This window comes from Arthrobacter sp. C152, from assembly GCF_054890965.1.
On record NZ_JBTZSU010000003.1, the window covers coordinates 1 to 16,851 of the forward strand.

The 16,851-nt window shown below is 68.2% G+C and carries 18 protein-coding genes and 1 rRNA gene; 12 read left to right on the top strand and 7 right to left on the bottom strand.

Going from position 1 to position 16,851, the window contains the following annotated elements; translation table 11 throughout:
* The first annotated feature begins 190 nt into the window (after nt 1–190).
* The 4 genes from rrf (at nt 191) to ACYSM9_RS02715 (ending at nt 2,686) form a co-directional block, all read left to right on the top strand.
* Nucleotides 191–307, top strand: a 5S ribosomal RNA gene (gene rrf, locus ACYSM9_RS02700).
* A gap of 251 nt (nt 308–558) precedes the next feature.
* Entirely contained in the window at nt 559–1,488 is a 930-nt protein-coding gene (locus ACYSM9_RS02705; protein WP_461855460.1) for a patatin-like phospholipase family protein, read from the top strand.
* A 71-nt stretch (nt 1,489–1,559) separates the two neighbouring features.
* Nucleotides 1,560–2,237 carry a GntR family transcriptional regulator gene (locus tag ACYSM9_RS02710; RefSeq protein WP_461855461.1) on the top strand — a complete coding sequence of 226 codons (678 nt, stop codon included), beginning with the start codon at nt 1,560–1,562 and terminating at the stop codon, nt 2,235–2,237.
* 191 nt (nt 2,238–2,428) lie between these two features.
* Nucleotides 2,429–2,686: a hypothetical protein gene (locus ACYSM9_RS02715; RefSeq protein WP_461855462.1), complete on the top strand. Its 258-nt coding sequence runs from the start codon at nt 2,429–2,431 to the stop codon at nt 2,684–2,686.
* Nucleotides 2,687–2,699: 13 nt separating this feature from the next.
* Here the strand turns inward: ACYSM9_RS02715 and ACYSM9_RS02720 are convergent, their stop codons facing one another.
* The 3 genes from ACYSM9_RS02720 to ACYSM9_RS02730 all read right to left on the bottom strand — a co-directional run bounded on the left by ACYSM9_RS02720 (nt 2,700) and on the right by ACYSM9_RS02730 (nt 4,019).
* Nucleotides 2,700–2,858 (bottom strand): hypothetical protein, encoded by a 159-nt coding sequence (locus tag ACYSM9_RS02720; RefSeq protein WP_461855463.1) that lies wholly within the window; start codon nt 2,856–2,858, stop codon nt 2,700–2,702.
* Nucleotides 2,851–3,489, bottom strand: a complete 639-nt coding sequence (locus ACYSM9_RS02725; RefSeq protein ID WP_461855464.1) for a hypothetical protein — start codon at nt 3,487–3,489, stop codon at nt 2,851–2,853. Before ACYSM9_RS02725 ends, ACYSM9_RS02720 begins: the two co-directional genes overlap by 8 nt.
* A gap of 95 nt (nt 3,490–3,584) precedes the next feature.
* The gene (locus ACYSM9_RS02730) at nt 3,585–4,019 is read right to left on the bottom strand and encodes an ester cyclase (protein ID WP_461855465.1); all 435 of its coding nucleotides are present in this window, start codon (nt 4,017–4,019) and stop codon (nt 3,585–3,587) included.
* Between the two features lie 162 nt (nt 4,020–4,181).
* Here ACYSM9_RS02730 and ACYSM9_RS02735 point away from each other — a divergent pair, with 162 nt between their 5' ends.
* Both ACYSM9_RS02735 and ACYSM9_RS02740 read left to right on the top strand, forming a co-directional pair.
* Nucleotides 4,182–5,231, top strand: coding sequence for a helix-turn-helix transcriptional regulator (locus ACYSM9_RS02735; protein WP_461855466.1), 1,050 nt, complete (start codon nt 4,182–4,184; stop codon nt 5,229–5,231).
* A 17-nt stretch (nt 5,232–5,248) separates the two neighbouring features.
* Entirely contained in the window at nt 5,249–6,166 is a 918-nt protein-coding gene (locus tag ACYSM9_RS02740; protein ID WP_461855467.1) for a CPBP family intramembrane glutamic endopeptidase, read from the top strand.
* A 51-nt stretch (nt 6,167–6,217) separates the two neighbouring features.
* Here the strand turns inward: ACYSM9_RS02740 and ACYSM9_RS02745 are convergent, their stop codons facing one another.
* The 3 genes from ACYSM9_RS02745 to ACYSM9_RS02755 are packed head-to-tail and all read right to left on the bottom strand — an operon-like array spanning nt 6,218 to nt 9,352.
* Nucleotides 6,218–6,730: a DinB family protein gene (locus ACYSM9_RS02745; RefSeq protein WP_461855468.1), complete on the bottom strand. Its 513-nt coding sequence runs from the start codon at nt 6,728–6,730 to the stop codon at nt 6,218–6,220.
* Nucleotides 6,731–6,758: 28 nt separating this feature from the next.
* Nucleotides 6,759–7,649, bottom strand: a complete 891-nt coding sequence (locus tag ACYSM9_RS02750) for a potassium channel family protein (RefSeq protein ID WP_461855469.1) — start codon at nt 7,647–7,649, stop codon at nt 6,759–6,761.
* A 26-nt stretch (nt 7,650–7,675) separates the two neighbouring features.
* Entirely contained in the window at nt 7,676–9,352 is a 1,677-nt protein-coding gene (locus ACYSM9_RS02755) for an FAD-binding dehydrogenase (protein ID WP_461855470.1), read from the bottom strand.
* 156 nt (nt 9,353–9,508) lie between these two features.
* Between ACYSM9_RS02755 and ACYSM9_RS02760 the strand changes: the two genes are divergently transcribed.
* The 3 genes from ACYSM9_RS02760 to ACYSM9_RS02770 all read left to right on the top strand — a co-directional run bounded on the left by ACYSM9_RS02760 (nt 9,509) and on the right by ACYSM9_RS02770 (nt 11,997).
* Nucleotides 9,509–10,318, top strand: coding sequence for a slipin family protein (locus tag ACYSM9_RS02760; protein ID WP_461855471.1), 810 nt, complete (start codon nt 9,509–9,511; stop codon nt 10,316–10,318).
* A 160-nt stretch (nt 10,319–10,478) separates the two neighbouring features.
* Nucleotides 10,479–11,864, top strand: a complete 1,386-nt coding sequence (locus ACYSM9_RS02765) for an OFA family MFS transporter (protein ID WP_461855472.1) — start codon at nt 10,479–10,481, stop codon at nt 11,862–11,864.
* A gap of 1 nt (nt 11,865) precedes the next feature.
* Complete coding sequence (locus ACYSM9_RS02770) at nt 11,866–11,997, top strand: MFS transporter small subunit (RefSeq protein WP_461855473.1); 132 nt, start codon at nt 11,866–11,868, stop codon at nt 11,995–11,997.
* Between the two features lie 110 nt (nt 11,998–12,107).
* On the opposite strand, the gene ACYSM9_RS02775 is transcribed toward ACYSM9_RS02770, so the two are convergent.
* The gene (locus ACYSM9_RS02775; protein WP_461855474.1) at nt 12,108–12,539 is read right to left on the bottom strand and encodes a DUF2177 family protein; all 432 of its coding nucleotides are present in this window, start codon (nt 12,537–12,539) and stop codon (nt 12,108–12,110) included.
* Nucleotides 12,540–12,702: 163 nt separating this feature from the next.
* Here ACYSM9_RS02775 and ACYSM9_RS02780 point away from each other — a divergent pair, with 163 nt between their 5' ends.
* The 3 genes from ACYSM9_RS02780 to ACYSM9_RS02790 all read left to right on the top strand — a co-directional run bounded on the left by ACYSM9_RS02780 (nt 12,703) and on the right by ACYSM9_RS02790 (nt 16,807).
* Complete coding sequence (locus tag ACYSM9_RS02780; RefSeq protein ID WP_461855475.1) at nt 12,703–13,572, top strand: DUF1295 domain-containing protein; 870 nt, start codon at nt 12,703–12,705, stop codon at nt 13,570–13,572.
* A gap of 296 nt (nt 13,573–13,868) precedes the next feature.
* Nucleotides 13,869–14,939, top strand: coding sequence for a hypothetical protein (locus tag ACYSM9_RS02785; protein ID WP_461855476.1), 1,071 nt, complete (start codon nt 13,869–13,871; stop codon nt 14,937–14,939).
* Nucleotides 14,936–16,807, top strand: a complete 1,872-nt coding sequence (locus ACYSM9_RS02790; protein ID WP_461855477.1) for a hypothetical protein — start codon at nt 14,936–14,938, stop codon at nt 16,805–16,807. The genes ACYSM9_RS02785 and ACYSM9_RS02790 overlap by 4 nt, the downstream gene beginning before the upstream one ends.
* Nucleotides 16,808–16,851: the final 44 nt, after the last annotated feature.

Here is a 16,851-nt window from a genome sequence, read left to right on the forward strand (position 1 = left end):
CGACTCGTGAAGCTGACCGGTACTAATAGGCCAACAACTTACACCACACAGAAAACATTCTGCTTGCGTCCACTATGTGGTTCCCAACCAACAACCCGGGAACCAAACAACTACATAACAACACCACATGTTGTAACCACACAGTTTTCCCACACCACCCCCGCAGCGGGTCGGTGACGGGTCAAAGGGTTACGGCGGTCATAGCGTGGGGGAAACGCCCGGTCCCATTCCGAACCCGGAAGCTAAGACCCACAGCGCCGATGGTACTGCACCCGGGAGGGTGTGGGAGAGTAGGACACCGCCGGACACACATTCAGCAGGGCCCTGACAACGACAGCCAGGGCCCTGCAGCATTTAACCCACACGTGAGCGCGGGTCGGGGGTGTTGCGCGTGGCATGCCGCTGTGCGACGATTTCCCCTGATCGTGACCTATCCGCAGGAGGTGAGACCCATGTACGCAGTATCAGCAATGGGCGCTCCCTGCAGCCCGCGATCAACCGACTGAACCAGTCGTCACCGGGAGCTTCCGCCAGGCAACTTCGCGAAAGGCGACTCCCTTGAACACCACACCTTCTTTCACTCCGCACAGCACTCCCGCCACAAAATCCGGGCGCGCCCTTGTCCTGGGCGGCGGCGGATCCACAGGCAACGCATGGCTGATCGGCATCATCGCTGGCATGCTTGATGCCGGACTCGATGTGACCAACGCCGACCTGGTCATCGGAACATCGGCCGGATCCACGGCAGCGGCGCAGCTGTCGGGCGCAGCCCCTGCCGACCTGCTCGCCGCCGTCCTTGCGGCCCCCGCTCCTGCCCGTCCGGATACAGTACCCGCTGCATCCGGCAGCGGCAGCCGGCCCAACGCCGTGACAAGCCACCTGGAGAGAACCAACACAATCATCGGCGCCGCGTCGGACGCCGCCGACATGCGCCGCCGGATGGGAGCGGCAGGGCTCAGCATGGCCGCCGCGTCGGACGGTTCCGCGCAGGCACGGTGGCGGGCCACCGTCGCGGCACGCCTGCCCAGCCAGGACTGGCCGCAGCACAAAATGCTCATTACTGCGGTCGACGCCAACAGCGGCGAACCGGCCGTCTTCGACCGCCACAGCGGCATAGAGCTGGCTGACGCCGTGGCCGCCAGCTGCGCCAGCGGTTTTGCCTACAGAATCGGGGACAGGGCATATATCGACGGCGGCTACCGGCGCAACGAGAACGCGGACCTGGCGACCGGCCACCAGCGGGTGCTTGTGCTGTCACCCTTCGGCGGCAGGACCCGGATGCCGCTCGAGTGGGGAATGCAGCTTGCAGCGCAAGTGGAGGAGCTGCGGGCGGCCGGCAGCACGGTTGAAACCACCTTCCCGGACAGCGAAGCCGAGCACATGTTCTGCGCCAACGCCATGGATCCCTCGCTGCGCCCGCCCGCTGCCCGTGCAGGGTTCAGCCAGGGCAGGTCCATAGCCGGCCAGGTCGCCGGCTTCTGGCACTGACGGATGGGATCGGGCGGCCCGTCCTGGCAAACCTGGCCGGGCAGCCCGCCGCCGGCCTATATCGTGGAGCCATGACGTTTGACGAGGTGCTGGCCGATCTGCAGACCCAGGCCAGGACCACCAAGCACGCCGAAACCGGGCTCTGGGTCGCCGCCCAGCTCCGCAGCCGGATCGAGGCTGGCCAGCTGAAGCCCGGCTCCAAGCTCGCCGAGGAAGCTCTCCGCGAGGCCCTGGGCGTGTCCCGCAACACCCTCCGGGAGGCGTTTACCGCCCTGCACGCCGAGCACATCGTCACGCGCATCCCCAACCGCGGCGTCTTCGTGGCCCGCCCCACGGCCGAGGACATCCGCGAGATCTACCGGGTCCGCAGGTTCCTTGAACCCGCTGCCGTACTGTGGTCCGGCAAGGCGCCGGTGGCGCCCCTCAAGGAGATCATCCGCCGCGCCCGGGCGGCGGCGGCGAGGGGTGACATTCCCGCCATGGCCGGGGCCAACCAGGACTTCCACCGTGCCCTGATCAGCCGTACGGGCAGCGAACGCCTGAACGGTCTCATGGATCAGGTGCTCGCCGAGATGCGACTCGTGTTCCATTCCATGGCCGCCGACCCCGCCTTCCACGAGCCCTACGTGGAGGACAACGCCAGGATCGTGGAACTCCTGGAAGCCGGGGACCCGGCCGCGGCAGCGAACTTCCTGGCCGCCTACCTGAACCGCGCCGAAGCGCAACTGCTCGCCGCCGTCGAACGCTGACAGCGCGTGCTGCCCTGCAGCCATCGCCCGGCCGTCACGGCCGGGCAGTCACAATCGGTTGCCGGGGCACCGGCAGGGCATACGGCCGCGGGGCGCGCTAGTCTGGCTTCACCACGCCGCAGCGCGTGACCTGGGAGCAGCGGGCAGGGTCGTAATGAGCTGGCCATCCGCCCGCGACCGAAGGACAACCCATGCACCACAACCACGACGCCCCCACCACTCTCCGGCCCAGGAGGAAACGGATCCGGCATCCCCGCCTGGCGGTGGGGGACACGGTCCGCTACTGCGAAGGAACCCTCGCCGGCACCGGCGTGGTGGACGCCGTCACCGCGGACTACTCGATCATCTGGGTGTGGACCGACGGCGGTCACGGGCGCCGGATGTTCCTTCAGGGCTGCGGCAGCATCGTCTCAGCCGTGGGGGCGGAAGAGGACGCGGCCGGCTGCTGACCCCGGCGCCCCGCTATCCACCGGAGCGGTCAAGCTCGCCGGAACGGCGCCTGCGCCGCTCGTCCGCCTGGCCGATGCCATCACGGACAGCGGCGCGGATGACCCCGTAGAGGATGTAGAAGAAGACGGCCGCGGCGAGCACGAAGAGGACAAACCCGGTGATGCTACCCATGGTGGATGTCCTCCCCGGGCCAGTACTGCTGGACGCCGGATGCAGCCTCCGCCAACTGGCCGCCGTCGAGGGTCACGGACGTTTCATCGAGCCCGAAGTCCGTCCACTGCGCAAACAACCGCAGACCGCCGCCCGGAGGCAGGGGCCACAGCCACAGGCTGCCGGACCCGGCAAGTTCGTCGTCGGCGCCGCTGCCGCCACCGTTGTGCAGGGCAAGCGTTGGCGGGGCGGGCTGCTGGAAGGTGTCCATGAGCCCATGGGGTCCCTGATGGCCTGTGCTGGCCTTCGAACCGTCCGGAAACTGGACGCCGAACATCAGCCCGGACAGGGAACGCCGCCTGCCCTGCATGCCCATGGGCCGGAAGAACTCGCCGCGCCGTTCATCCCAGGCGTCCTCGTCCTCCGCGCTGCGGCGGATCACCCACGAGAGGTTGAAGGACACCCCCGTGGAGAACACCTCGGCGCTCCGCAGCGCCACCACCGACGTGGGGCTGCGGTGAAGGAAGGTGCCAAGGTGCACCACGGCCGGCAGTTCGTAGGCCGGCGCGGCTGCCCAGGGCGGCGGAGCATACCGGGTGGCGCGCGGCCGCGGCGGCATGGGCGGGACCGGAAAGTCCTGGAAGAAGGTCACGGTGATCCTTGCGTTCGCTGGTGACCGACCAGCGGAAACGGCAGCAGCACCGCCCTGGATCCCCCAATCCGTCCTTACCCCGCCAGTCTAGCCTCCTACTGGGTGGACAGTTCCGGCAGCAGCCCGAGCTGGCCCAGAAGCTCCATTTGGTCGAAGTACGCGCGGTAGGCGGTGATGGAGCCATCCTCCACCCTGGCGACGTCGCAGCTGCGGACGCGGACCTGCCGGCCGGTGGGCGGGAGCGTCCCGCCGGTGGGCAGGCTCAGGGCCCCGGTGTTCGTGCCCGTCACGTAGCCCTCGTCGATGGCTACGTTGCCTGCTTCATGCTTGTCCGCGGGCTCGTACCGGACATCGGGCATGGCCTCCCAGAAGTGGAAGTAATAGTCCGCGATTGCGCTGCGCCCGGTGATCCCGCCCCGGTCCGGGGTGTGCAGCACCGCGTCAGCGGCGTAGCAGCCGGCCAGCGACTCCCTGTCCTTCGCCGCCATGGCCGCCATCAGCCGGTCCATGACGTCGCGTGCCTGTCCCATGTCAACCTCCATTGATCCGTGACGCCGGGCTTGGGCGCCCGTAAGGGAAAAGTACGACGGCGGCACGCGCCGCCGCGATCCCCTTGCCGGGGGTTTCGGGGTGCTGGGGCGATCCCCAAATTGGGGGATTGCCGCACCGCCCTCCGGGACGATACTGGAGGTATGTGGGAGGAGCGCGCGGAGCGTGCCCGGCGGGACATCGCCGACCTGGCCGCCAGCGGAATGGGCCTGCCGGAACTCTACGCTTCGGCGCTGGCCGTCGTGCAGCGTGAGGTGCCGTTCGAGCAGGGCTGCTGGGCCGCCGTCGACCCGGATTCCATGGCGATGACCTCCATCACCAACTGGCAGCCGTGGCCGGTGGGAAGGGCCGAGTACGACGAATACAGCCTCCGCTTCGCCCAGACCGAATACACGGGCCAGGAACCGAACACCTTCGCCGAGCTGCTGCGGCGGCGGCGTCCGATTGCGAGGATGTCGGACGCGCCGCACCGGGACGTGGTCCGCAGCGTCCGGATCAACGACCTCCTCAAGCCCCAGGGCCTGGACCATGAGCTGCGTGCCGCGTTCCGGGTGGACGACGCATGCTGGGGAGTGGGCAGCATCTTCCGGGGCGGCGGCCGCGACTTCACGGACCGGGAGCTGGAATTCCTGGGGGCCGTCACCGCCACCCTGGCGGCGGCGACCCGCGTCGCTGTCCGCGCCGCGCACCCGGCGGTCCCGGCCGCCGTCGGGCCCGTGATTGTCCTGGCCGGGCTGCACGGCGAACTGCGGGCCGCGACGACTGCCGCCGCGTCCTGGCTCGCCGATGTGGAGGATGCTGCGCCGGGCCGGTTCAGCATGACGCTCTATTCTGTGGTGGCGCAGGCGCACGCCGCAGCATCGGGAACGGCACGGGCCAGGATGCGCGACGCCGGGAACAACTGGGTGGTGCTGCAGGCCAGCCGGCTGATCACCGGGGACGACCCCGGGCAGATGGTGGTCACCGTGGAACCGGCCACCACGAGCGAACTCGCCAGCCTGCTGCTGATGGCCTACGGTGTCACTGCGCGCGAGCGGGACGTCTGCCTGGAGGTGCTGTCCGGACAAGCGACCGCGGACATCGCGCGGCACCTGTTCATCTCACCGCACACCGTGCACGACCACCTGAAATCCGTCTTCGAGAAAGTCGGCGTCGGGAGCCGGGGGGAGTTGGTGGCCCGGCTCGTGGCCTGAAACGCGGGGAGGTTCCCATGCATGCCCTGGCGACATCGGTGCGCAGGCACCCGCTGCCGTGGTACTTCGCCGTGACCTTCCTCCTGTCCTGGGGCGCCATTGGGCTGGCCGTGTGGGCGGTTACCGGCGGGTTGTCGCCCACGCCGGAACAGTTCCAGCTCACCATCCCCGCCACCGTCCCGGCCATGCTGCTGGGACCCGCGGTGGCCGGCCTGGTCCTGACGGGGATCGTGTCGGGACGGGAAGGGTACCGTGACCTTTGGGCGCGGCTGCTTACCTGGCGGGTCGACGGGCGCTGGTACCTCTTCGCCCTGCTGGTCGCGCCGGTGACGCTGGCCGCCGCCGTGGCGGTGCTGTGGATGTCCTCCCTGGACTACGCGCCGAGGATCGCCACGGCCACGGATAAGGCCGGGACCATGGTCATGGGAGTGGTGCTGGGACTGGTGGTGGGGCTTCTCGAGGAGATCGGCTGGACCGGGTTCGCCATTCCCAAGGCCAGGGAGCATTACAGCGTTCTCTGGACCGGTCTTTTGGTGGGCGTGCTGTGGGGCGCCTGGCACTTCTTTGTGAACTACTGGGGCGGCGGTGGGACGAATGGCGGCGTGCCGCTGGCCATCTTCATGTCGCTCTGGGTCGCGGCGGTGCTTGTCGGCCAGCTGACGGCCTTCCGGGTGCTCATGGTCTGGGTTTACGACCACACGGGTAGCGTGCTCGTGGCGGCCCTGATGCACGCGAGCCTGGCGGCATTCCAGTTCATCCTGAACCCGCTCACGCCGGGAGTTCCGCAGCAGGTCTACCCGTGGGGGCAGGCGGCCACCATGTGGCTGGTGGTCGCCGCCGTGGCACTGACGAGCCGGGGCGAGATGACCGGGCCGCGGCGTTTCCAGCCCATCCACATCCGGTCGCCGCACCGGTCATCGCGCCGGCGCAGGTAGCTTACGCGGCCCTGCGGGCGGTGGCGGGCCGATCGTCACGTGGGGGCCGCGTCAGCTGTGGTCCCCGCCCCTGCCTGCCAGGATCTGTTCGCGCAGGATGTCCGCATGGCCGCAGTGCTGGGCAAGTTCGCGCAGCATGTGCAGGTACACCCAGCGCAGCGGGAGCGGTCCACGCCGGTTGCCCGTCACCACATCGTCCAGGCTGAGAGGCGCGGCAGCGGCCCGGGACGCGGCGCAGGCTGCGTGGTGGGCTGACTGGATGGAGCCGATGGTGTCGCCGTCGTCCAGGATGAAGGACTCGTCCGGGGTTGCCGGGATGCCGATCTCGCTGCGCGGGCGGCCGGTGAAGGCTTCGTCAAACCAGACCTTCTCCACGAAGGTGGCGTGCTTCACCAGCCCCAGCAGGGTGGTGCGCGACGGAACCAGCCGGCGTCGTGCCTGCTCTTCGGTCAGCCCGGCCAGGCAGCCGCTGAGGGCTGCCCGGTGCTGGTCCAGGAAGAACTCGAACTGGACGCGCTCCGGTTCATTGATGACATCGTCGGCGGAGCGGGGGAGGGAAGCCATACGCAGACCATAGCAAGGCCGGCCGTGGCTATCGTCCCGGCTCCCGGGGCCGCCGGTGCCGGTGGTGGAGTTCGTAGTGGTCGAACACGTCGGAGGAGGTGCTTCCCACATGGCCGAACTTGCCCCGGAGGACGTCGGCCAGGTCATCCAGCGCGGCGTGCAGCATGCGCCCGGCAAAGCGCAGTTCGGGGTTGTCGCTGGCCTCGGCGTCCGTGGCGAGCCGGTGCGCGTAGGTGATGGTGGCGGGAAGCGAACCCCTCGGTTCCACGTCGTGGAAGTAGTAGGTTTCGTGGAACGAGAGCAGGTCTATGCTGACGGACGCCACGTTCTCGGACATCGATTCCAGCAGGCCCGCCGCATGCCGGGCCTCCAGCGACGCGATCCCGGAGGGTCCCGCGGCTTCCCGGAACAGGTTCAGCCGGTGGGCCAGCACCCGGCGGCGGCTCAGCGCCGGGTACGTCTGGAGGATCCAGGAGACCGTGGCCGTCAGCAGGCCGAAGCCCGCCACGGCCTGGAACGCCATCACCAGCCGCAGCAGCGGATGCGTGGCGACGATCTCCCCGAAGCCCGCGGTGGAAAGGGCCACCAGCGAGATGTACAGCGCCTCGGCGAAGTCGGCCTGCCGGGGAACCCCGGCCGAGTAGGTGAACCCGTCAGGCAGGTGGGGAAGGTACAGCAGCGCCCAGCCCACCGCGGCGAGGGTGGCCCAGGCCGCAATGACCGCCGCCATGGCCAGCGGCGCGGCGATGGAGGAGGCGCCGCCCCGGAGTTTCCTCGACAGCAGCCAGAAGCCGCGCATGATGGTCCGCCCCACCGGACCCGAACCATGCGGATAGAGCAGGGTGTTGAAGACGTCCGCGACCATCAGCAGGATCAGCGCGGCACCGGCCACGGTCAGGAGCACGACCTCGAAGTCCATGCCTCATCTTAAAGTGCGGCCGTGTCTTAAAGTGCGGCCGCGAGGGTTCGGCCAGCGGTAAGACCGGTGAAGATGCAGCCGCCCAGGAAGGTCCCCTCCAATGCGTTGTAGCCGTGGGCTCCGCCGCCGCCGAATCCGGCGGCTTCGCCCGCGGCGTAGAGGCCGGGGATGGGGGAGCCGTCCTGCCCGATGGCCTGGCCGGACAAGTTCGTCTGGATGCCGCCGAGGGTCTTGCGGGTCAGCACGTGCAGGCGGACGGCGATCAGCGGACCTGCTTTGGGGTCGAGGATCCGGTGCGGTTTGACGGTGCGGAAGAGCCGGTCGCCCAGGTAGCGGCGGCTGTTGCGGATGCCCGCCACCTGGACGTCCTTGGAGAAGGGGTTCCGGATCTCGGCGTCGCGCTCCTCGATCTGCCGCCGCAGCAGGCCGTGGTCCAGCAGTGGCTCCGCCGTGATTCCGTTCATCCGGAGGACCAGGTCCGCGAGTTTGTCCGCCACCACGAAGTCCGCGCCGTGTTCCTTGAACGCCTCGATGGGCCCGGAGGCGCCGCGGCCCAGGCGGGTCTTCAGCAGCAGCTTGCGGTCCCGGTTGGTGATGTCGGGGTTCTGCTCGGAGCCGGAGAGGGCGAACTCCTTTTCGATGATGCGCTGGTTGAGGATGAACCACGAATGGTTGTACTGCTGGATGTCCGGGGTGGTCCGCAGCAGCCGGAGGGTGCCCAGGGTGTCGTAGCCGGGCAGGCCGGGGGAGGGGAGGCGCCGGCCCAGGGCATCGAACCACAGCGACGACGGTCCGGGCAGGATCCGGATGGCGTGGTCCGGCCAGATGGGGTTCCAGTTTTGGATGCCCTCGGTGTAGTGCCACATCCGGTCACGGTTCACCAGTCGGACGCCGGCGTCGTCGGCGATGTCCAGCATCCGCCCGTCCACGTGGGCCGGGACCCCGGTGACCATCTTCCGCGGCGGCGTCCCCAGCCGGGAAGGCCACCAGCGCCGCACCTGCTCATGGTTGCCGCCGATGCCGCCGGACGCGATCAGCACCGCCTGCGCCCGCAGCTCAAATTCACCCACAACGTCCCGGTTGGAGGACACCCCGCGCGGGGAACCATCCGGGGCCAGCACCGCGCCGCGCACCCCGGTGACCGTGCCGCCGTCGAACGCTAATCCGTCCACCCGGTGCCGGAAGAAAAACCGGACGCTGCCCGCCGCAGCCGCCTCCCGGGCCCGCCCGGCGAACGGCTCCGACACTCCCGTGCCGGTGCCCCATGGGACGTGGAAGCGGGGGACCGAGTTGCCGTGGCCGCCGGCCCTGCCGTCGCCGCGTTCGGCCCAGCCCACGAGCGGCGTGAACCGGATGCCCTGTTCCCGCAGCCACGCGCGCTTCTCGCCGGCGGCGAACTCCACGTAGGCGCGGCCCCACTGCCGGGCCCACTCATCCTCGGGAAGGGCGCCGGAAAGCCGGTCCCAATGGGCCGAGCCTTGCCAGTCCTGCCATGCCAGCTCAAAGGAGTCCTTCACGCCGAGCCGCCGCTGCATGGGCGTGTCCACCAGGAAGAGCCCGCCCAGGGACCAGAATGCCTGCCCGCCGAGGTTCGCCTCGTTCTCCTGGTCCACGATGGCCACGCGCCTGCCGGCGCGGACCAGCTCGTTGCTGGCCACGAGCCCGGCCAAGCCGCCGCCGATGATGATGACGTCCGCGTCCATACGGCACCTGCTTTCCGCCTTACTGACAAGTAGCATCAACCTACAGCAGGTTTGAAGCTCTCTTTCATGGTTGGTGGGAGAATGGAGCCAGGACATCTGTCACGGCGCCGGCCCGGCTTCGGCAGGTCCCATCCAGTACTTCAGGAGGGGATCCTGATGGACCCCACCACATTGGTAATCATCGTCCTCGTCGTCCTGCTGCTCATCGTGGCGAGAATGTCCATCCGCATTGTGCGCCAGTTCGAAAAGGGCGTGCTGTTCCGGCTTGGCAGGGTGGTCGGCGTGCGGGAGCCGGGCCTGCGGCTGATCATCCCGGTCATCGACCGGCTGCCGTTGGTCAGCCTCCGGATCGTGACCATGCCCATCCAGTCCCAGGGCATCATCACGCAGGACAACGTGAGCGTGGACGTCTCGGCGGTGGCTTACTACCGCGTGGTGGACGCAGTGAAGTCCATCATCGCGATTGAGAACGTGTCCGCGGCCATCGACCAGATCGCCCAGACCACCCTGCGGAAGGTCGTGGGCCAGCATACGCTGGACCAGACCCTGTCCGAGACCGCGCGGATCAACGCTGACATCCGGCAAATCCTCGATGTGCTCAGCGTCGAGTGGGGCGTGGAAGTCACCTTGGTGGAACTGAAGGACATCCAACTGCCTGACAGCATGAAGCGCGCCATGGCCCGGCAGGCTGAAGCGGAACGCGAAAAGAGGGCCAAGATCATCGCCGCCGAAGGCGAAGCCATCGCTGCGACAGCGCTCGGTGACGCGTCTGACACCATGATGGCCCACCCGCTGGCATTGCAGCTGAGGAACCTGCAGTCCCTGGTGGAAATCGGGGTGGACAAGAACACCACCGTCGTCTTCCCCGCACCGCTCATGAGCACCATCGGCGAACTGTCCGCCTTCCTGGCCCGGGAGAGCCAGGCAGCATCGTCCGGCAGCACGTCACCCATCAAGGCCGCCTGACACCGCCGCTCACCGTAAATTTCCCACCGCTCGGCGCGCCAATAGTACGTTTACTGACTATTTGCCGCATGATTGCCGAAGGCAACGGGCCCTGTGGGGAGACCCTACGCCTCTGGATCGATCAGACATCGGCGTCATCGACAAGCAAAGGGAATTCACCATGGGCTTCCTGGACCGTGACCACACCATTGCCCGCCCGGGCTTCAACCGCTGGCTCGTGCCGCCGGCGGCGCTCGCCGTCCACCTCTGTATCGGGCAGGCCTATGCCACCAGCGTGTACAAGACAGCGCTGGTCAAGCACTTCGGGGCCAGCCTCACCGAGATCGGCGTGATCTTCTCCATCGCCATCGTCATGCTGGGCCTCTCCGCCGCGGTCATGGGCACCTGGGTGGACCGCAACGGCCCGCGCAAGGCGATGTTCACCTCGGCGATGTTCTGGGTGGGCGGCTTCCTCATCGGCTCGCTGGGCATCTTCACCCGGCAGCTCTGGCTGGTCTACCTGGGCTACGGTGTGGTGGGCGGCATCGGCCTGGGCATCGGCTACATCTCGCCCGTGTCCACGCTGATCAAATGGTTCCCGGACCGGCCCGGCCTGGCCACCGGCATGGCGATCATGGGCTTCGGCGGCGGCGCGCTGATCGCCAGCCCGGTATCCACGGCGCTGCTCAAGGCGTACGACCCCAACTCCGGCGCGCAGGGCTGGGTGGCCAGCGGCGATGCGGTGGGCAAGCTCTTCCTGACGCTCGCCGTCGTCTACCTCGCCTACATGCTCTTCGGCGCATTCACTATCAAGGTGCCTGCGGACGGCTGGCGGCCCGCCGGGTTCGACCCCTCGAAGGTCAAGGCCGCCAAGCTGGTGACCACCGAGAACGTCTCCGCGAAGAACGCCATCAAGACCCGGCAGTTCTGGCTGGTGTGGGTGGCGCTGTTCTGCAACGTCACCGCGGGCATCGGCATCCTGGAACAGGCGGCGCCCATGATCCAGGATTTCTTCCGGCAGTCCGACGGCAAGTCCCTGGTCAGTGCCGGCGTTGCGGCGGGCTTCGTGGGCCTGCTGTCCATCGGCAACATGGCTGGTCGGTTCGCCTGGTCCGCCACCTCGGACGTCACCGGCCGCAAGCGGATCTACATGATGTACCTGGGCGTGGGCGCGGTGCTGTACACGATCCTGGCCTTTGCCGGCGCCAGCACCACGGTCCTGTACGTGGCGCTCGCATTCTTCATCATTTCCTTCTACGGCGGCGGCTTCGCCACGGTCCCGGCCTACCTCCGCGACCTGTTCGGCACCTACCAGGTGGGCGCCATCCACGGCCGGCTGCTCACCGCCTGGTCCGCCGCCGGGGTGGCCGGGCCGCTGATCGTCAATGCGATCCTGGACGCCCAGGGCAAGCCCGGGCAGCTGACGGCGGCGTCCTACCAGCCGGCGCTGCTGACCATGGTGGCGCTGCTGGTGGTCGGCTTCATTGCCAACCTGCTGGTCAAACCCGTCGACGCCCGATTCCACGAACCCCGCCCGGAGCGGACCCAACCTGCCATGGAGGCCTGAGATGAGCGCACGCAATGACACCCCCGTGAACCCGTCCGCCGGGAAACTCGCCGTGGGCTGGGCCCTGGTGGGGGTTCCGCTGGCCTACGGCGTCTACGAGACCCTGACCCGCGTGGCGGCGCTGTTCGGCTGACTTTTATCCCGGCCCTGCCGGACTGGCCCAGTTTTGCGGGACGTCTGCCAGTATTCCCGTGGATTTTTGGCAGCCCACCTCTGAAAACTGGGCCAGTTCGGCGCCCCGTATCAGGCAGCTGCGGGCCGAGCGAGGCGCCGCCGAAGCAGCGTTGCGGTCACCCACGTGACCACACTGCACGCCGCGGCTCCCCACAGGATGTCCGTAACTGCCACCACGGCGGGGAAGTCCTTGAGCACGGCGAAGGCCGTCAGCGCCCAGGTGGCGTAGGTGAAGAACCCGAAAAGCCCCGCCCCGAGGACGCGTTGCCGCAGGGTGGCGTCCGGATGGTTGGGCCGCACGCCGTAGTGCACTATCCCGGCCACGAAGATGGCGTAGAACAGGACCGCCCCTGGCAGGTTGGCCTGGGGCGCCAGCAGGTGCCCGATCCGGCTCTGGTACAGCGGGTTGGCCACCAGCAGGATCCAGGCGACGTCCAGCACGGCGAAGGCCAGGGCGGTGACAACGTAGGCGGCCAGCCAGTTCGTGGTGCGCGGGCTCATGCGGGGCTCCTTGGTTCGGGGACGGAATCAGATGCAGTTCGGTGCCGATGCCGTGCCTGGACGGGCCCATACAATCGCGCGGCGGCTCCGAAGACCAAGTGGATCAGTAAAACTTGTCAGTAGGCGTGCCCCGACGGGGGCGCAGGGGGAAGGACCGGACCGCATGAACGGAAACAGCCGCAAGGCGATCATCAGCATCGTCGCCGCCGTGGTGGTGGCGGTGCTTATCGCCGTCGCCGGCAGCCAGGGCGGGTCAAGGATCGGCGGGTTCCCGGTGTTCGCGCTGGGGGTCGCCGCCGCATTCCTGATCCAATGGCTGGTGTTCATCCCGTCCTACAAGGCGCAGACGGAGAAGTTCTACGACCTCACCGGAGCCCTGACCTACATCTCCATCACCGTGTTTCTGGTGCTCGCGTCCCCTGGAGTCGACGCCCGCGGCCTGCTGCTGGCCGCCATGGTGGTGCTGTGGGCGGCGCGGCTGGGCAGCTTCCTGTTCCTGCGGATCAGGAAGCACGGCAAGGATGACCGCTTCGACGAACTGAAGACCGACTTTGCCCGCTTCCTGAACACCTGGACCATCCAGGGCCTGTGGGTGGTGCTCACCGCGGCGCTCGCCTGGGTGGCGATCACGTCGGACAAGAAGGTGGGGCTGGACGGATTCTTCTGGGCGGGCCTGCTGGTGTGGGCTGCGGGCATCACCATCGAGACCGTGGCGGACCTCGAAAAGACCCGCTTTAAGAACGACCCCGCCAACAAGGGCCGCTTCATCAGCACCGGCCTGTGGTCAAAGTCCCGCCACCCCAACTACTTCGGCGAGATCACCCTCTGGCTGGGTGTGGCCATCATCGCCCTGCCGGTACTGCAGGGCTGGCAGTGGGCAGCCCTTATTTCCCCGGTGTTCGTGACCCTGCTGCTGACCAAGGGCAGCGGGGTGCCGCCTTTGGAGAAGAAGGCCGACAAGAAGTGGGGCGGCCAGCCGGACTATGAGGCGTACAAGAAGAACACACCCGTGCTGGTGCCGAAGCTGAAGTAGGGGTTTTTCGGCAGGCACGTACGACGGCGGCGCCCGGGTTGGGTGCCCCTACCCAGCGTTAGGGGTGGTGCCCCCTAAGTACAACGAATGCCCCGAATCAGGTACCCGTTACTGGTGACTTCCCCTTGACCCCGCTTCTAGGCTCGTACCACAGGTCTGCCGTACCACGGCGGATGTGTGCTGCAGGTGCTGCTGGGGACATGGGGTTCAGAGCCGGGGGAGCAACGGTGCAAAGCAACGGATTTCTTGACAGGGGCGGGCAGGACGGCCGCCGCGGGACTGCACGGCCCCAAGCATTGCTGACTGTGCTGCTGCTGGCAGCCGAGGGCGCCGTGGCGATGATGCCCATCGCGGCCTCGGCGGCTCCGGCGGATTTGCCGGCCGCCACGAACTGCACGGCGCAGCTGCTTCCCGGCCTGGGCGGCCGGGGCAGCAACGCGATCGCGGCGAGCAGCAACGGCCTGGTAGTTGGGATCGCAGACACCTCCAATGGCGGGTCCGCGCCGGTCCTCTGGCAGAACGGCCAGCCGACGGCGCTGTCCATCCCGCTCGAGGCGCCGGTCCCCGCGTCGGTGAACAAGGACGGAGTGGTCGTCGGCACCGGGTATGACTCCAGCCAGGAGATGCTGGTGGGCTGGTGGTGGCAGAACGGCCAGTACCACCTGCTTGCTGCGGGCTCCGGAAACGTTGCGATGCCATCGGCAATATCCGATAGCGGCATCGTTGCCGGCGTTTTGGTCGCCAACGAAGATCACGCGGATGGGCCGGGTGCCGACGAGGACGAGCATCCTGCGGTCTGGTCCAGCGTGACCGCGGCGCCGCGTGAGCTTCCACTGCCCGCTGGTGCACGCGGCGGCCATGCCTTCGCGATTGGCCAGGACGGCACCGTCGGGGGTGTGGCCCTCGGCGATGATGGCAGCCCTGTTCTGTGGGCACCTGACGGGACACCGAAGGTCCTCCCGGCCCTGGCCGGGAAGGGCGGCGTGGTACTCGCGATCGACTCCACCGGGCAGGCGCTCGGCCAGAGCGCCGTGCAGGAGGGAACCCACGCCGTGGCCTGGGGAGCCTCAGGCCTCATCAGCGATCTGGGCGCGGCGGCCGCCGGGCCCGCCTCCAGCGCATCGGCAGGCGTAGCGGGGGTCGCTGTCGGCGTTGGCAGCACGCCCTCGGTCCGCGCGTCGCGGCCCCAGGCGGTGATGTGGATCGGCAAGAGCGCCCGGATCCTCCCGCCGGGCTCTGACGGCACGTTCGCCGGTGTGTCCGGGGCGGCGACGTCGGTCGCGGGGGCAGGCGCCGCGACGACCGTCGTCGGCTATTCCGCGGCAGCCAACGGGCTGCGCCGCGCCACCGAATGGAGCTGTCGATGAACGCGCGCCAGCCTTCCCGCCATGCACCGCGCGCTGCGCTGGGCCACCCGCTGCGTTGGCTGCTGGCCGGGCTGCTGGGCCTGGCCCTGGTCGTGGCCAACGTGTCCTTCCTCACCACCTCACGGGAGAACAAGGCCGACGCCGCAGCCACGGTGAGCCTGGGGTTCGTCGGCGACATGGGCGGCAATACCGTGACCGGCAAAGTGATCGATGCTGCCAGGAATGCCGGGACCGGAGCCCTCTTCAACCTCGGCGACATGTCCTACTCCCAGATCGAACCAGAGTCGTCTTGGTGCTCGTTCGTCACCCAGCACGCCGGGACGATGCCCTATGAGGTCGTGTCCGGGAACCACGAGGACAACGGGCCCGACGGCGTGTGGTCCAATTTCGCCGCCTGCCTGCCGGACCAGCTCGGCTCGTCGGGCGACTACGGCCAGCAGTTCTACACCGACTACCCGGCTGGCAGCCCGCTGGTACGGGTGATTATGGTATCGCCGAAGCTGACCTTCGATGGCACCACCAAGGACTGGTCCTACAAGGCCGGCACGCAGGGCTACAACTACGTGTCGTCAACGATCGATGCCGCACGGGCCGCCGGGATTCCGTTCGTCGTCGTCGGCATGCACATGTACTGCCTGTCGATGGTCAACTACCCCTGCGCCGCCAGCTCCGATCTGATGAATTTGCTGGTGGCCAAGAAGGTGGACCTCTACCTGCAGGCGCACGACCACGCGTACGCGCGCAGCTACCCGCTGGCACTTAAGGGAAGCTGCACGGCCATTCCGGTCAGCAGCTTCAACCCCGACTGCGTTGCCGACACGAACCCCACGGGCCAGTTCGCGGCCGGCACCGGCACCATCCTGGCCACCGTGGGTTCGGGCGGCAGGTCGATCAACAGCGAGAGCAATACGACGACGGCGCCGTACTTCCAGACCTTCATGGGTAGTAACAACAACCTCACCTATGGCTTTTTGAAGATTTCGGTGACCGATACGGCGCTCACGGGCAGCTTCGTTCGCGCCTCAGGCGGGACCTACACGGACAATTTCACTCTGACCCGGCCGGCACCGCCGACCCCTACGCCTACGCCGACACCCACCCCAACTCCGACCCCTACGCCGACCCCCACCCCAACTCCGACGCCGACCCCCACCCCAACTCCGACGCCGACCCCCACGCCCACGCCTACAGCCACCGCGGTTTCTGTCCGGTCCTCGGACAGCGGCGCCGGCGAGCTCACCGCTTCGGGTTCGTACGCACCAACCCTGCCGGCCGGGTGGCAGCCCGGGGACACGGTATTCCTGTTCTCGCAGGTGACCGTGGCCGGTTCGGCGAACGTGACCACCCCGGCGGGCTGGACGCGTGCGGTGGCTGACTTCACGAGCGCCAGTTCCACGTCCGCGCACCAGTCCGTCTGGTACCGGGTGATGCAGCCCGGGGATACCGCGCCGAGCGTGCCTGAACCCGCGTCCCGCTATGCCTGGGCGACGGTTGCCGTGCAGGGCGCCAACACCACGACGCCGCTGGACGTCACACCGGCCACCGACACCAACAGCGGGGTTGCCTACCCTGGCGTCCGGGCGCCGTCCATCACGCCGGTGACAGCCGGAGCCCTGCTGCTAACCGCCCACGGCGTCAGGAACAGCACCAACTCGGCCGCCACAACCTTCACGCCGCCGGCGGGGACCACTGACGTCGCTCACGCCACTTCGAACATCGCGTCCAAGTCGAACGCGGCCATCGAGGTCAACTCGCTCGCACTGACGGATACGTCCGCCACAGGCACGAAGACGGCGACCGCAAGCTCAACCCTTGGCACGCTGATCAACCAGTGCGGCTCGGCCATCGTCGTCAGGCCGGCATCCTGACCTGAAGTCTCGAGAAGGACGACGTCGGCACCCGGCAGAGTGCC